The sequence below is a fragment of the Variovorax sp. V93 genome, assembly GCF_041154485.1.
Lineage (GTDB): Bacteria > Pseudomonadota > Gammaproteobacteria > Burkholderiales > Burkholderiaceae_C > Variovorax > Variovorax beijingensis_A.
Window position 1 is genome coordinate 2,707,993 of the sequence record NZ_AP028669.1, and the last position, 14,541, is coordinate 2,722,533.

The following is a 14,541-nucleotide window of genomic DNA, read 5'->3' on the forward strand; positions in this document are numbered from 1 at the left end:
TTCGAAAAAAGACTAGATGTCTTCGAGCAGCGGATACGGCAGCGGCTCGACCGTGAGCGCCGGTCCGCCGGCGCTGCCCGCATGCAGCCCGCCGGTTTCGAGCGCCGAGATCTGGATCGAGATCAGCGCGGCCCAGCCGCCGCCGGGCGCCGGCGCGGCCTGCGCCACCGTGCCCACGGGTTGCTCGGCATCACCGGCCGCGAACACTTCCTGCCCGGCGCCGAGGGGTGCATCGGCCTGCACGAGATAGGTGCGCCGCTTCAAGGTGCCGCGGAACTGGCTGCGCGCCACGATTTCCTGGCCCGGGTAGCAGCCCTTCTTGAAGTTCACGCCGCCCACGGATTCGTAGTTGATCATCTGCGGCACGAAGGCCTCGACCACCGGCGTGGTCACGGTCACGATGCCGCTGCGGACCTCGCTCCATTGCCACAGCTGCGCATCGAGCGCCGGACCCGTGGGGGCCGGGCTGCCGGCCGGGGCGATCCACATGGCGCGCGGCACGCCGTCGGCCGGGTAGAGCGACACCGCGCTGACGCCGTCGCCGATGGCGGTGCGCTGGCCGGGCAGGGCGGTGGCATCGAGGCCGTTGGCAGCCAGCGCGGTGCCGGCAAGGCCGTACAGCGCGAATTGCTCCGTGGCGTCGGTGAGCCTGGCCTTGGCGCGCAGCACGTACATCGACAGGCGCTTGAGCGTGGCGGCCAGGATGTCGCGGCTGCAGACCAGCAGCACCAGTTCCGGCTGCGGCCGGATGCCGACAAAGCTGGCGATCACGCGGCCCTTGGCGGTGCAAAGCGCGGCCAGGCGGGCCTCGGTGGCGCCCAGCAGCGCGAAATCCTGGGTGAGCTGTCCATGCAGGAAGCTGGCGGCATCGGGTCCCTCGGCGCGGATCACGCCAAGGCCGGAAAGAGCGGTAACACCATTGAGAACGGCAGTAGTCATCGCTGAATTATCATGGTCGGAGCCGTTCCGTCCGGTCCGCAGGGAATCCCGCCCCGGTTCCCGCAGGGCCACCGACTTTTCGCCCTGATTCGTTTTTCTTTTCTCCGCTATTTCATCCGGACCCGTGCGCCGCTTCTTCCTCACGCTTTTCCTGCTCGCCGCCCTGGCTGCGCTCGGCCTCGGCGCCGCCGGCCTCTGGTGGGTGCACCAGCCGCTCAAGCTGCCCGCGCCCAGCGTCGATCTTTCCGTGGAGCCCGGCACCACGCCGCGCGGCGTTGCGCAGGCGGTGGCCGATACCGGCACCGAGGTGCAGCCGCAGCTGCTCTATCTCTGGTTCCGCATTTCGGGGCAGGACCGCCAGATCCGCGCCGGCAGCTACGAGCTGGAGCGCGGCATCACGCCCAAGATGCTGCTCAACGTGCTGGTGCGCGGCGAGGAGGCCACCCGCAGCATCGTGCTGGTCGAAGGCTGGAACATCCGGCAGGTGCGCGCCGCGCTCGCCAAGGCCGAACAGCTCAAGCCCGAAACCGTCGGCCTGCCCGACGACGCCCTGATGGCCAAACTCGGCCGGCCCGGCGTGCATCCCGAAGGCCGCTTCTTCCCCGACACCTACACCTACTCGAAGGGCTCGACCGACATCGCGCTGCTGCAGCGCGCCATGCGGGCCATGGACAAGAAGCTGGAAGCGGCATGGGCCGCCCGGGCGGCCGATTTGCCGCTTCAATCGGCGGATCAGGCGCTGATCCTGGCCAGCATTGTCGAAAAGGAGACAGGAAAGGCCAAGGACCGCTCCGAGATCGCCGCCGTCTTCGTCAACCGGCTGCGTGCCGGCATGCCGCTGCAGACCGACCCGACCGTGATCTACGGCCTGGGCACAGCGTTCGACGGCAACCTGCGCAAGAAGGACCTGCTGGCCGACACCCCCTGGAACACCTACACCCGCGGCGGCCTGCCGCCCACGCCCATCGCCATGCCGGGCAAGGCGGCGCTGCTGGCGGCAGTGCAGCCGGCGCAGAGCAAGTCGCTGTACTTCGTGTCGCGCGGTGACGGCACCAGCCAGTTCAGCAGTTCGCTCGACGACCACAACCGCGCGGTCAACCGCTACCAGCGCGGCGGCGCCGAACCCAAACCGAAAGTTGCGCAATGAGTGACGGCCTGTTCCTGACGCTAGAGGGCATCGATGGCGCCGGCAAGTCGAGCCATCTCGACGCGATGGAGGCGCTCTTCAAGGCCCGCGGCCGCACGGTCGTGCGCACGCGCGAGCCCGGTGGCACGCCGCTCGCCGAAACCCTGCGCGGCCTGGTTCTCGAACAGCCGATGGACCCGCTGACCGAATCGCTGCTGGTGTTCGCGGCGCGGCGCGACCACATCGTGCAGGTCATCGAGCCGGCGCTGGCGCGCGGCGACGTGGTGCTGTGCGACCGCTTCACCGATGCCACCTTCGCCTATCAGGGCGCGGGCCGCGACTTCGATACGCAAGTGCTGTCGACGCTGGAGCAATGGGTGCAGGGGGGCAGGGGAGCGGCAGGGCTGCTGCAGCCCCACATCACGCTCTGGTTCGACCTGGCGCCCGAAATTGCTGCCCGGCGTCTGGCGGGCGCGCGCCTGCCCGACAAGTTCGAGTCCCAGCCGGTCGAATTCTTCCGGCGCGTCGCGGCGGGCTATGCGGCCCGTGCGGCAGCCGATGCGCCGCGATTCGTGCGCATCGACGCCAGCCAGACGCGCGACCAGGTCTGGCAGCAGGTCGAGGCGGCGCTCGTTGCGCGCGGCGCGCTGGCACCCGCAGGCGGAGCGCCGCGATGAGCACGCCCGCGCTTTCGCCCTGGTTGCATCGGCCGCTCGCGGAACTGCTGCGCCAGCGCGGCCATGCGTGGCTGCTGCAGGGGCCGTCGGGACTCGGCCAATACGAACTCGCGCTCGCGCTTGCCGCGGCCTGGCTGTGCGAACAGCCCAACAAGGAGGAGGGCGGCACCGCCTGCGGCCATTGCCCGAGCTGCCACGCCATCGAGGTGCGCACCCACGCCGACCTTTGCGTGCTGATGCCCGAGGTCGCCATGCAGGAGCTTGGCTGGCCGCTCGACGAAAAGGCGCAGGCCGACATCGACGACAAGAAGCGCAAGCCCAGCCGCGAGATCCGCGTCGAGGCCATGCGCGATGCCGTCGGCTTTGCCCAGCGCACCAGCGCGCGCGGCCGCGGCAAGGCGGTGCTGGTGTATCCCGCCGAGCGCATGAACACCATCACCGCCAATGCGCTGCTCAAGACGCTCGAGGAGCCGGTCGGCGACGTGCGCTTCGTGCTGGCCAGCGAGGCGGCCTGGCAATTGCTGCCGACCATCCGCAGCCGCTGCCTGGGCTTCACGCTGCCCTGGCCCGAGACGGCCGAGGCCGAAGCCTGGCTGGCCGCGCAGGACGTGCCCGCCGCCGATGCCGCCGCATTGCTGCGCGCCGCCGGCGGGCGCCCCAGCGATGCCTTGCGGCTTGCGCGCTCCGGCCAGTCGCCCAGGGCCTGGTCGCTCTTGCCCAAGGCCGTTTCGCGCGGCGACGTGGCCGCGCTTGCGGACCAGTCGCCATCGCAGGCCATCGGCTCGCTGCAAAAGCTTTGCCACGACCTGATGGCCGTTGGCAGCGGCGCCGCGCCGCGCTTCTTCGATGCCGCCGACCTGCCGCCCGCGGTACCTTCGCACCTGGCGCTCGCGCGCTGGTCGAAGTCGCTCGCGAACGCCGCCAGGACCGCCGAACACCCCTTCAATGCGGGCCTGATGCTGGAAGCGCTTGTGAGCGAAGCGCGAACCACCCTAAACTCTGCTGCTCGCCGCCCATGAACCAACCAGCCGCACCCGCACCCGCCGCCCCGGCGCCTCAACGGCCGAGCGTGATCCAGCTCGCCATCAAGGAAAAGGGCGCGCTCTATGCCGCCTACATTCCGCTCTTTGCCGAAGGCGGTATCTTCATTCCGACCACGCGCGAATACCGGCTGGGCGACGATGTCTACGTGCTGCTGACCCTCCCTGAAGACCCGCAGCGCTACCCGGTGGCCGGCAAGGTCGCATGGATCACGCCGCAGCGCGCCGCGGGCAACCGGGCACCGGGCGTGGGCATCCGTTTTCCGTCGGACGAGAAATCGCGCCAGCTCAAGGCCCGCATCGAAGCGGCGCTCGGCGGCTCGATGGCTTCCGACCGGCCGACACAAACCATTTAGCTCGCCCCCAGGCTGCGCGCACTTCGTGTCGCTACGCCCACCCCCTACCGGGGGCAATACCAGCGGCCCGGCAGAGCCGGTTTCGCGGTATTTCTGGAATGGGGCCAGCCGCCGCTCCTCTGACACGACATGTTCACCGATTCCCACTGCCACCTCACTTTCCCTGAATTCGCGGACCAGATGCCGCAAATCCGCGCCGCCATGGCCGAGGCGCAGGTCGACCGGGCCCTGTGCATCTGCACCAAGCTCGAGGAGTTCGACGACGTGCAGGCGCTGGCTGCGCGCTACGACAACTTCTGGGCCAGTGTCGGCGTGCACCCCGACAACGAGGACATCGCCGAACCCACGGTGGACGACCTGGTGCGCCGCGCGGCCTTGCCGCGCGTGGTGGCCATCGGCGAAACCGGGCTCGACTACTACCAGATGGAAGAGCGAAAGGGCGGGCGCAGCATTGCCGACATGGAATGGCAGCGCGACCGCTTCCGCGTGCACATCCGCGCCGCGCAGCAGACCCGCATGCCGCTGGTCATCCACACGCGCGAAGCCTCGGCCGACACGCTGGCCATCCTCAAGGAGGAGGGCGAGGACGGCGCCGGCAACGCTGCGGGCGGCGTGTTCCATTGCTTCACCGAGACCGCCGAAGTGGCGCGCGCCGCGCTCGACCTGGGCTTTTATATTTCCTTTTCGGGCATCCTGACCTTCAAGAAGGCGCAGGACCTGCGCGACGTGGCGGCCTTCGTGCCGCTCGACCGGATGCTGATCGAAACCGACAGCCCGTACCTGGCGCCCGTGCCATACCGCGGCAAGACCAACAATCCATCCTACGTGCCCTTTGTGGCGAAGCAGATCGCCGAACTGCGCAAGCTGCCGCTCGAAGCCGTGGCCGAGGCCACGAGCCACAACTTCGAAGCGCTGTTCAAGGGAGTCAAAGCAATATGAAGAAATACATCAAGAAGTTCTTGTATCTTGCTGTCGTAACAGCAATTTTTTCCGCCCATGCAGGCTCGTTCGAAGACTTCTTCCGGGCCGTGCGCGGCGACAACGCGAGCGGCGTGCGCACCCTGCTGAACCGCGGTTTCGACCCCAACACACGCGACGAGCACGGCCAGACCGGCCTGATCATTGCGCTGCGCGAACCGTCCCCCAAGGTGGTCCAGGTGCTGCTCGAATCGCCGCAGACCGACGTCGACCTGGCCAATGCCAAGGACGAAACCCCGCTGATGCTGGCCGCCATCAAAGGCCAGCAGGACGTGGTCGCGCAGCTGCTCAAGCGCGACGCCGCCGTCAACAAGACCGGCTGGACGCCGCTGCATTACGCCGCGAGCAGCGGCCAGCTGAGCATCATGAAGGTGCTGCTCGACAAGTTCGCCTTCATCGATGCGCAATCGCCCAACGGCACCACGCCGCTCATGATGGCCGCGATGTACGGCTCGACCGAGGCCGTGAAGCTCCTGCTGGCCGAAGGCGCGGACACCGCGATGAAGAACCAGCTCGGCATGACGGCCGTCGACTTCGCGAACAAGGCCAACCGTCCGGAAGCCGCGCAGCTGATCGCGGCTGCGGCTGGCGCCAAGGCCGATCCCAAGGCCATTCCGAAGGATGGCAAATGGTGAGCTTCCACACGCTCCATTGAGGGCCGGATCCGCCGCATCGGCAGGCTCGGGAAAACGCCAAAAAAAGGGCGCCCGCGCCTCGTGCGAGACTCTGCGCTGAAGGAGAAACAGAGATGAATACGTTCCTATTCATAATCTTTTTGCTGTCCATCGGACTGCTTGTGCTCGCAGCGGTCGCCAAGAAGAACTCGGCGCAAAACAGCAGCGGCTTCGTCGACAAGCCCAAGGCGCGCCCGCCGCTCACGGCACGCGAACAGGCCATGTACAACCGGCTGGTGCAGACGCTGCCGGACTTGGTGGTGCTGCCGCAGGTCAGCTTCGGAGCATTGCTCACGGCCCGCACGCGCGCGGCGCGAAGCTCGTTCAGCCGGAAGATCGCCGACTTCGTCGTGTGCGACCGTTCGTTCAAGGTCGTGGCCGTGGTCGCGTTCGGCGGCGACAAGAGCAGCAAGGGGAAGTCGCAGCGCGACCTGGACCGCGAGGCGCTGCTGGTGGAGGCCGGCTACCGCGTACTGCGCTATCCGCGGGTGCCGGATGTGGGGCGCGTGGAGGCCGACTTCGATCCGACGCTGGCGTCGGTGAGTCCCATGGGTTCCTGAGGGCGGGCTGGATTTTGCCGGGATTGGCGTCCGATCGGTCCACTCCAAAAAGGAACACAATGTGCATTATGTTAAATAACATTGATGCCGACCGCACCCTGCAGGACCTTGCCGTCCATGCCCCATTGCTTTCTTCTGCAACTGCTGCGGTAAATCCTTGTCGCCATTGGCAGTCGGCCGGCAGCCCCGTCGGGATCAGCTCTTGGGCTTTGCGTATTCCTCTGCGCTGATCACCTCGAAGCCAACGAACGGGTCATTGCCTTCGACCCATGCGTCATGGCCCGGTGGAATGGTGTACGACATGCCTTCCTCCAGGGTGGTCTTCGAGCCGTCATTCATTTGCACGGTTATCCGCCCGGAAACCACGTACCCGACGTGAGCGACCTGGCAGCTCTCCGTGCCGACGACCGGCTTGATGCACTTCGACCAGCGCCATCCGGGCTGGAACTTGAAGCGTCCCAGCGTGTATCCCTCGAGGCGGACCACTTCGACGCGCGTTTTTTCCGGCTCCCGAACCTCGTCCGGCTCGTCATGGGATTTCGTCTGAAGCTTGGTGACATTCATGGGACTTGCCATCACTACTCTCCTTGCACGAGTGAGCAGTTGGTCCGCGGCAGCCTCGTGCGAAACCGCGCGTCGAACGATTGCATGTTAGTCCCGGGCCACGCTCGTCAGCGACTCATTTTTCGCCCGGTAGGTACCCCGGTGGCGTGCATCTCGGGCACGTGCGCGGAATTTCCAGCGCTAAAGTGCTGATTGCGATGCTCAGCCAGACCACCACCACGCTCGACTTCGACACCGATGGCCGCGGCCTTCTGGAAATCACAGGCGCCGTCGCGCAATGGGTCGAACGCACCAGCTTTCAAACCGGGCTGCTGACGCTCTTCATCCGCCATACCTCGGCCAGCCTGCTGGTGCAGGAGAACGCGGATCCGGATGTGCAGGCAGACCTCGACCGTTTCCTTGCGCGCCTGGTGCCCGATGGCGATCCGCTGTTCCGGCACCGCGACGAAGGGCCGGACGACATGCCGGCCCATGTACGTTCGGCGCTGACCGCGGTCCAGCTTTCCATTCCCGTGACGAACGGGCGCATGGCCCTGGGCACCTGGCAGGGCATCTATCTGTGGGAGCACCGGGTGAGGCCGCATCGCAGGCAGGTGGCGCTGCACCTGATCGGGTCCTAGGGGCCCGCCCACCGGCCACCGCCCTGCTCTCTTGCGCCTGGCACGCCGCTCGCGGCTACTCCAGCGTGAACCCGATCTTCACCGTCACCTGCCAGTGCGCGACCTTGCCGTCCACCACGTGGCCACGCGTCTCGGTGACAGTGAACCATTGGATGTTGCGGACCGTCTCGTGCGCCTTGGTGATGGCCGTCTGCACGGCATCCTCGATGCCGATCGGCGAAGAGCCGGTCAGCTCGAGCGACTTGTAAACGTGATTCGACATGTCTTTTGCTCCTTGAATTGGTGCGCCGCAGCTGCTCTTCGTGCGGATCGGCCGCACGGCACACATGTTGACCCCTCGGCTCGCTTGTTGGAAGTGCCGGGCGACGGGTTTTTCGCGCCGCGCGAGTGCGGTGTGGAGCAGGCACGGTCTTTGCATGACCGAAAGTTCACGGTGTAACGAAGCACTGTTTTGGTGAGGTTTCCGCGGTCCTGCGGAGCCCGGAGCGTGAAGAGCGCCCAGCACCCCCGCCCGCGCTTCCGCAGGCATTCCTACCCCCTAACCCCGCCGAACAACGCGGCCCCGCAAGGGCTGCGCTTCGGCATTTGCATTGTTGTTTCGAATCAGCTGATTCCCCGAAAGGCCCACCCATGATGAAGAAACTCAAGCTCGTGATGGTCGGCAACGGCATGGCCGGCGTGCGCACGCTGGAGGAGCTCCTGAAGCTCGCGCCCGACCTGTACGACATCACCGTCTTCGGTGCCGAGCCGCACCCCAACTACAACCGCATCCTCTTGTCGCCCGTGCTCGCGGGCGAGCAGACCGTCGACGAGATCGTGCTCAACAGCTGGGAGTGGTACGCCGAGAACCACATCACCCTGCACGCCGGCAAGAAGGTGGTCGAGGTCGACCGCGTCAAGCGCATCGTGCGCGCCGAAGATGGCACCGAAGCCCCCTACGACCGCCTCCTGATGTGCACCGGCTCCAACCCCTTCATGCTGCCCGTGCCCGGCCGCGACCTGAAGGGCGTCATCGCCTACCGCGACATCGCCGACACCGACTACATGATCGAGACCGCCAAGACCCACAAGAGCGCCGTCGTCATCGGCGGCGGCCTGCTCGGGCTGGAGGCGGCCAACGGCCTGATGCTGCGCGGCATGGACGTCACCGTGGTGCACGTCATGCCCTGGCTCATGGAGCGCCAGCTCGACGACGTCGCCGGCAAGCTCCTGCAGAAGTCGCTCGAAGACCGCGGCCTGAAGTTCCTCATCGGCGCCCAGACCCAGGAGCTGGTGGGCAACGACCAGGGCCGCGTGGCCGCCATCCGCTTCAAGGACGGCACCGAAGTGCCCGCCGACCTGGTCGTCATGGCTGTCGGCATCCGCCCCAACACCGAGCTGGCCGAGCAGATGCGCCTGCACTGCAACCGCGGCATCGTCGTCACCGACACCATGCAGACCGTGACCGATGCGCGCATCTACTCGGTGGGCGAATGCGCGGCCCACCGCGGCATCGCCTACGGCCTGGTCGCCCCCCTGTTCGAGCAGGCCAAGGTCGCGGCCAACCACCTGGCCCAGTTCGGCATCGGGCGCTACCTGGGCTCGCTCACCTCCACCAAGCTCAAGGTCACCGGCATCGACCTCTTCTCCGCCGGCGAGTTCATGGGCGGCGAGGGCACCGAGGAGATCGTCATGAGCGACCCCTTCGGCGGGGTCTACAAGAAACTCGTCATCAAGGACGACAAGCTGGTGGGCGCCTGCCTGTACGGCGACACGGTGGACGGCAGCTGGTACTTCAAGCTGCTGCGCGACGGGCGCAGCGTGCACGACATCCGCGACAAGCTGATGTTCGGCGAGTCCAACATCGGCGACACCGGCCACGAGGGCCACAGCAAGGCCGCCAGCATGCCCGACGACGCCGAGGTGTGCGGCTGCAACGGCGTGACCAAGGGCACCATCTGCAAGGCCATCAAGGACAAGGGCCTGTTCACCCTGGACGAGGTCAAGAAGCACACCAAGGCCAGCGCCAGCTGCGGCTCGTGCACCGGGCTGGTCGAGCAGATCCTGATGTTCACCGCCGGCGGCGACTACTCGGCCACGCCGAAGAAGAAGGCGGTGTGCGGCTGCACCGACGCGAACCACCAGGACGTGCGCGACGCCATCCGCCGGGAACACTACCTGACGCACGACGAGGTCTACCGCAACCTGGGCTGGCGCACGCCCAACGGCTGCGCCACCTGCCGCCCGGCCATCAACTACTACCTGATCAGCACCTGGCCCAAGGAGGCCAGGGACGATCCGCAGAGCCGCTTCATCAACGAGCGCAGCCACGCCAACATCCAGAAGGACGGCACCTATTCCGTCATTCCCCGGATGTGGGGCGGCCACACCACGCCCGACGAGCTGCGGCGCATCGCGGACGCGGCCGACAAGTACAAGATCCCGACCGTCAAGGTCACGGGCGGCCAGCGCATCGACCTCCTGGGGGTGAAGAAGGAGGACCTGGAGGGCGTGTGGAAGGACATCGGCATGCCCTCGGGCTTTGCCTATGCCAAGAGCCTGCGCACGGTGAAGACCTGCGTGGGCAGCGAGTGGTGCCGCTTCGGCACGCAGGACTCCACCCAGATGGGCAAGGACCTGGAGCGCGCGCTGTGGGCGATGTATTCGCCGCACAAGGTGAAGCTGGCGGTCTCGGGGTGCCCCCGCAACTGCGCCGAGGCCGGGATCAAGGACGTGGGGGTGATCGGGGTGGATTCGGGCTGGGAGCTGTACGTGGGCGGCAACGGCGGGATCAAGACCGAGGTGGCGCAGTTCCTGGTGAAGGTGAAGACGGCGGCCGAGGTGATGGAGTATTCGGGCGCCTTCCTGCAGCTGTACCGCGAGGAAGGCTGGTACCTGGAGCGCACGGTGCACTACATCGGGCGGGTGGGGCTGGACTATGTGAAGAAGAAGATCCTCGAAGACGAAGCTGGCCGCAAGGCGCTGTGGGAGCGGCTGCAGTTCGCGCTGGATGGGGAGCCCGATCCGTGGTTCGAATCGAGCCAGGCGCAGGTGGATGTGCGGCAGTTCACGCCGGTGGCGGTGGTGCACGAAGCAACGCAGGCGGCCTGAACGGCAAGGAGAAAACAACTCATGAGCAACAACAGCAACAGCAACGAATGGCAGGTGATCTGCCGCGTCGAGGACATCCCGGTGCTGGGCGCGCGCCGCGTGGCGCGGCCGGTGGGCGTGGATGTGGCGGTGTTCCGCAACGCCGAGGACCAGGTGTTCGCGCTGCTCGACCGCTGCCCGCACAAGGGCGGCCCCTTGAGCCAGGGCATCGTGTTCGGCACCAGCGTGGCCTGCCCGCTGCACAACTGGGCCATCGGGCTGCAGGACGGCTGCGCCCAATCGCCCGACGAAGGGTGCACGCCGCGGTTTGCGGTGAAGGTGGCCGAAGGCGTGGTGCATCTGGACTCGAAAGAACTCGCGACGCATGCCGTCGAACTGGAGCGCCCCGTTGCAGGGCCCGCGAACCGCGCCCGCCTGTCCGAAGACACGGCCGCCTGAACCGCCGAGCCACCATGAGCCTCACTCTGACTTCCTCGACGCCTGCGACGCATGTCCGGGCGCCCATGGCGCTCGGCCGCTGCACCCTCGTCGGTGCCGGCCCCGGCGATCCCGAACTGCTCACGCTGAAGGCGCTCAGGGCCATCCAGTCGGCCACCGTGCTGCTCGTCGACGACCTGGTCAGCGACGACATCGTCGCCATGGCGGCGCCCGGCGCGCGCGTGATCCAGGTCGGCAAGCGCGGCGGCTGCAAGAGCACGCCGCAAAGTTTCATCGAGCGGCTGATGATCATGGCGGTTCGCGAAGGCGAGCAGGTGGTCCGGCTCAAGGGCGGCGACCCTTTCATCTTCGGACGCGGCGGTGAAGAGGTCGAGCACCTCGCGCAGGCCGGCATCCATGTGGAAGTGGTGAACGGCATCACGGCCGGACTGGCCGGGCTCACTTCGCTCGGCGTGCCGCTCACGCACCGTGCGCATGCGCAGGGCGTGGTGTTCATCACCGGCCACGCCAAGCCCGGATCACCGGGGCCCGACTGGCGCACGCTGGCCGCCACGGCCCATTCGGCGCGCCTCACGCTGGTCATCTACATGGGCGTATCGAGCGCAGGCTCGATCCAGGACGAACTGCTGAGCGGACTGCCGCCGGCCACGCCGATCGTGGTGGTGCAGAACGCCAGCCTGCCTTTGCAGCGGCACGCCGTCGGCACGCTGGCGACGCTGCAGCGCACGATTGCCGACAACGGCCTTGGCAGCCCTTCGATCATCGTGGTCGGCGATGTGCTGCAAGGGCTCGCGGCCGCAACTCGCGCGGCGCAGCCCGCGCTGGAGAAGGCCGCCTGAGGCGCAGCCCCCTTCCCTTTTTTTCGTTCAGCCTCCCACTCTTCAATCCCAAAGAAAAAAGCCATGGCCTATCTGCAGCCTTCCGAATTCGTCACCAAGATGGTGGACGCTGGTGAATCCAAGATCTTCATGTCCACGCGCGACACGCTCATCCGCGCCTTCATGGCAGGCGCGATCCTCGCGCTGGCGGCGGTGTTTGCCGTCACCATCAACGTGCAGACCGGCTATTCGATCATCGGCGCGATCCTGTTTCCCGTCGGCTTCTGCATCCTCTACCTGCTCGGCTTCGACCTCCTGACCGGCGTGTTCGTGCTGACGCCGCTCGCGCTGATCGACAAGCGGCCGGGCGTGACCATCGGCGGCGTGCTGCGCAACTGGGGCCTGGTGTTCGTCGGCAATTTCCTCGGCGCCTTCACCGTGGCCGTGCTGATGGCCATCGTCTTCACCTTCGGCTTCACGAGCCCGCCCGACAAGGTCGGCCAGGTGATTGCCACGATCGGCGAGGCGCGCACGCTCGGCTACTCCGCCCATGGCGCTGCGGGCATGCTGACACTCTTCGTGCGCGGCATGCTGTGCAACTGGATGGTGTCCACCGGCGTGGTGGGTGCGATGATCTCCACTTCGGTGAGCGGCAAGGTGCTGGCCATGTGGATGCCGATCATGGTGTTCTTCTTCATGGTGTTCGAGCACTCGGTCGTCAACATGTTCCTCTTTCCGTCGGCGCTGCTCATGGGCGGCAATTTTTCGATCATGGACTACATCATCTGGAACGAGATCCCGACCGTGCTGGGCAACCTCGTCGGCGGCCTGTCGTTCACCGGCCTGACGCTGTACGCCACGCACGTGCGCACGGCGCCCAAGCGCGTCGTGCGCTGAATCTGCGCGCCGCCGCCGCGTGACGATGCGCCCCGGCCTCGCAGTCTCCATCGGCCAGCACTCCGACAAGGGACGCAAGGAAGCCAACCAGGACTTCCACGGCGCCGCCCTGCCGGAGGCGCCGGGCCGCAGCGCCAAGGGTGTGGCCGTTGCGATTGCCGACGGCATCAGCAGCAGCGACGTGAGCCATGTGGCCAGCGAGTCGGCGGTCAGGAGCTTCCTGACGGATTACTACTGCACCTCCGATGCCTGGAGCGTGAGCCGCTCGGCGCAACGCGTACTCACGGCGGCCAACGCCTGGCTGCACGCGCAGACCCAGAACAGCAGCGGCCGCTTCGACAAGGACCGCGGCTACGTCTGCACCTTCAGCGCGCTGGTCATCAAGTCGACCACGGCGCACGTCTTCCACGTGGGCGACACGCGCGTCTGCCGCTGGCATGCGGAGGCGCTCGAGCAGCTGACCGAAGACCACCGCGTCTCGGTGGCCGGCGGGCACAGCTACCTGAGCCGGGCGCTGGGCGTGGGCCCGCATGTGGAGATCGACTACCAGGCGCTCGCCATCGAGAAAGGCGACGTCTTCCTGCTGACCTCCGACGGCGTCCATGAGCACGTGGATGCGGCGGTCATCAGGGCCGCGCTGGAGGCGCACCCCGGCGACCTGGACGCCGCGGCAAGACGCATCGCCGAGGAAGCGTACCGGCGCGGCAGCCCCGACAACCTGACGGTGCAGATCGTGCGCGTCGACGCCCTGCCCGACGGCGACATCAACGAACTGCAGGCGCAGCGCGCGGCACTGCGCCTGCCGCCGATGCTCGAAGCGCGCATGCAGTTCGACGGCTACACCATCGTGCGCGACCTGCACCGCAGCAGCCGCAGCCACATCTACCTGGCGGTGGATGACGACACGGGCCGCAGCGTCGTGCTCAAGACGCCATCGGTCGACCTGCAGAACGACGAGGCGCACCTCGACCGCTTCCTGCTCGAGGAATGGGTGGCCCGCCGCATCGACAGCGCGCACGTGCTCAAGCCGCATGTCCCCGAGCGCAAGCGCAACTACCTCTACGTGGCGATGGAGTTCGTCGACGGGCAGACACTCGCGCAATGGATGATCGACAACCCGCGGCCGAGCCTGGAGTCGGTGCGTGGCATCGTGGAGCAGCTGGCCCGGGGGCTGCAGGCCTTCCATCGCATGGAGATGCTGCACCAGGACCTGCGGCCCGAGAACATCATGATCGACCGCACGGGCACGGTGCGGATCATCGACTTCGGCTCGGCCTGGGTGGCGGGCCTGGGCGACAGCACGCTGGCCGATCCGGCCCAGGTGCTGGGCACGGTGCAGTACACGGCGCCCGAATACTTCGTCGGCGATGGCGGCTCGCCTCGGTCCGACCTGTTCTCGCTGGCCGTGATCGTCTACCAGATGCTGACCGGCCGCTTGCCCTACGGCGCGCAGGTGGCGCGCATCCGCACGCGCGCGGACCAGCGCAACCTGCAATACCGCTCGGCGCTCGATGCGCAGCGAGCCATCCCGGCATGGATCGACGAAGTGCTGCGAAAGGCCCTGCACCCCAATCCGCTCAAGCGCCATGAAGCGCTGTCGGAATTCGTCGAGGACCTGCGCCAGCCGCCCCCCGATTTCCTGAACCGGCGCGGCACGCCGCTGCTCGACAAGAACCCGGTGGTCTTCTGGAAATGCGCCACCCTGCTGCTGGGCATGGCGGTGGTGGTGCTGCTCGGCGTGATCAGCCTGCGCAGCTGAGGGAG

At 67.2% G+C, this 14,541-nt stretch carries 16 protein-coding genes; 13 read left to right on the forward strand and 3 right to left on the reverse strand.

The window, feature by feature from the left end:
* Window positions 1-12 precede the first annotated feature (12 nt).
* The gene (locus ACAM54_RS12820; protein WP_309935384.1) at window positions 13-939 is read right to left on the reverse strand and encodes a folate-binding protein; all 927 of its coding nucleotides are present in this window, start codon (window positions 937-939) and stop codon (window positions 13-15) included.
* 124 nt (window positions 940-1,063) lie between these two features.
* Here ACAM54_RS12820 and mltG point away from each other — a divergent pair, with 124 nt between their 5' ends.
* The 7 genes from mltG to ACAM54_RS12855 all read left to right on the forward strand — a co-directional run bounded on the left by mltG (window position 1,064) and on the right by ACAM54_RS12855 (window position 6,350).
* Window positions 1,064-2,086 (forward strand): endolytic transglycosylase MltG, encoded by a 1,023-nt coding sequence (mltG, locus tag ACAM54_RS12825; protein ID WP_369650923.1) that lies wholly within the window; start codon window positions 1,064-1,066, stop codon window positions 2,084-2,086.
* Entirely contained in the window at window positions 2,083-2,742 is a 660-nt protein-coding gene (tmk, locus tag ACAM54_RS12830) for a dTMP kinase (RefSeq protein ID WP_369650924.1), read from the forward strand. Before mltG ends, tmk begins: the two co-directional genes overlap by 4 nt.
* Window positions 2,739-3,761: a DNA polymerase gene (locus ACAM54_RS12835; RefSeq protein ID WP_025569382.1), complete on the forward strand. Its 1,023-nt coding sequence runs from the start codon at window positions 2,739-2,741 to the stop codon at window positions 3,759-3,761. Before tmk ends, ACAM54_RS12835 begins: the two co-directional genes overlap by 4 nt.
* Window positions 3,758-4,138, forward strand: coding sequence for a PilZ domain-containing protein (locus tag ACAM54_RS12840; RefSeq protein WP_012747958.1), 381 nt, complete (start codon window positions 3,758-3,760; stop codon window positions 4,136-4,138). The genes ACAM54_RS12835 and ACAM54_RS12840 overlap by 4 nt, the downstream gene beginning before the upstream one ends.
* 129 nt (window positions 4,139-4,267) lie before the next feature.
* Entirely contained in the window at window positions 4,268-5,077 is an 810-nt protein-coding gene (locus tag ACAM54_RS12845) for a TatD family hydrolase (RefSeq protein ID WP_369650925.1), read from the forward strand.
* Window positions 5,074-5,751 (forward strand): ankyrin repeat domain-containing protein, encoded by a 678-nt coding sequence (locus ACAM54_RS12850; protein ID WP_369650926.1) that lies wholly within the window; start codon window positions 5,074-5,076, stop codon window positions 5,749-5,751. Before ACAM54_RS12845 ends, ACAM54_RS12850 begins: the two co-directional genes overlap by 4 nt.
* 113 nt (window positions 5,752-5,864) lie before the next feature.
* Entirely contained in the window at window positions 5,865-6,350 is a 486-nt protein-coding gene (locus ACAM54_RS12855) for a DUF2726 domain-containing protein (RefSeq protein WP_025569379.1), read from the forward strand.
* 195 nt (window positions 6,351-6,545) lie between these two features.
* Here the strand turns inward: ACAM54_RS12855 and ACAM54_RS12860 are convergent, their stop codons facing one another.
* Window positions 6,546-6,926 (reverse strand): cupin domain-containing protein, encoded by a 381-nt coding sequence (locus ACAM54_RS12860; protein ID WP_025569378.1) that lies wholly within the window; start codon window positions 6,924-6,926, stop codon window positions 6,546-6,548.
* Between the two features lie 185 nt (window positions 6,927-7,111).
* Between ACAM54_RS12860 and ACAM54_RS12865 the strand changes: the two genes are divergently transcribed.
* A complete protein-coding gene (locus ACAM54_RS12865; protein WP_025569377.1) occupies window positions 7,112-7,534 on the forward strand; it encodes a secondary thiamine-phosphate synthase enzyme YjbQ in 423 nt (140 codons plus the stop codon).
* Between the two features lie 55 nt (window positions 7,535-7,589).
* Here the strand turns inward: ACAM54_RS12865 and ACAM54_RS12870 are convergent, their stop codons facing one another.
* Window positions 7,590-7,796 carry a dodecin gene (locus ACAM54_RS12870; protein ID WP_025569376.1) on the reverse strand — a complete coding sequence of 69 codons (207 nt, stop codon included), beginning with the start codon at window positions 7,794-7,796 and terminating at the stop codon, window positions 7,590-7,592.
* Between the two features lie 371 nt (window positions 7,797-8,167).
* On the opposite strand from ACAM54_RS12870, the gene nirB reads away from it, so the two are divergent.
* The 5 genes from nirB (at window position 8,168) to ACAM54_RS12895 (ending at window position 14,536) form a co-directional block, all read left to right on the forward strand.
* Window positions 8,168-10,624: a nitrite reductase large subunit NirB gene (nirB, locus tag ACAM54_RS12875; protein ID WP_369650971.1), complete on the forward strand. Its 2,457-nt coding sequence runs from the start codon at window positions 8,168-8,170 to the stop codon at window positions 10,622-10,624.
* A 21-nt stretch (window positions 10,625-10,645) separates the two neighbouring features.
* Window positions 10,646-11,062: a nitrite reductase small subunit NirD gene (gene nirD / locus ACAM54_RS12880; RefSeq protein ID WP_025569374.1), complete on the forward strand. Its 417-nt coding sequence runs from the start codon at window positions 10,646-10,648 to the stop codon at window positions 11,060-11,062.
* A gap of 65 nt (window positions 11,063-11,127) precedes the next feature.
* Window positions 11,128-11,901, forward strand: a complete 774-nt coding sequence (cobA, locus tag ACAM54_RS12885; RefSeq protein WP_025569373.1) for a uroporphyrinogen-III C-methyltransferase — start codon at window positions 11,128-11,130, stop codon at window positions 11,899-11,901.
* Between the two features lie 63 nt (window positions 11,902-11,964).
* The gene (locus ACAM54_RS12890; protein ID WP_025569372.1) at window positions 11,965-12,777 is read left to right on the forward strand and encodes a formate/nitrite transporter family protein; all 813 of its coding nucleotides are present in this window, start codon (window positions 11,965-11,967) and stop codon (window positions 12,775-12,777) included.
* Between the two features lie 25 nt (window positions 12,778-12,802).
* On the forward strand, window positions 12,803-14,536 hold the full coding sequence (locus ACAM54_RS12895) for a protein kinase (RefSeq protein ID WP_369650972.1): 1,734 nt from the start codon (window positions 12,803-12,805) through the stop codon (window positions 14,534-14,536).
* Window positions 14,537-14,541 lie beyond the last annotated feature (5 nt).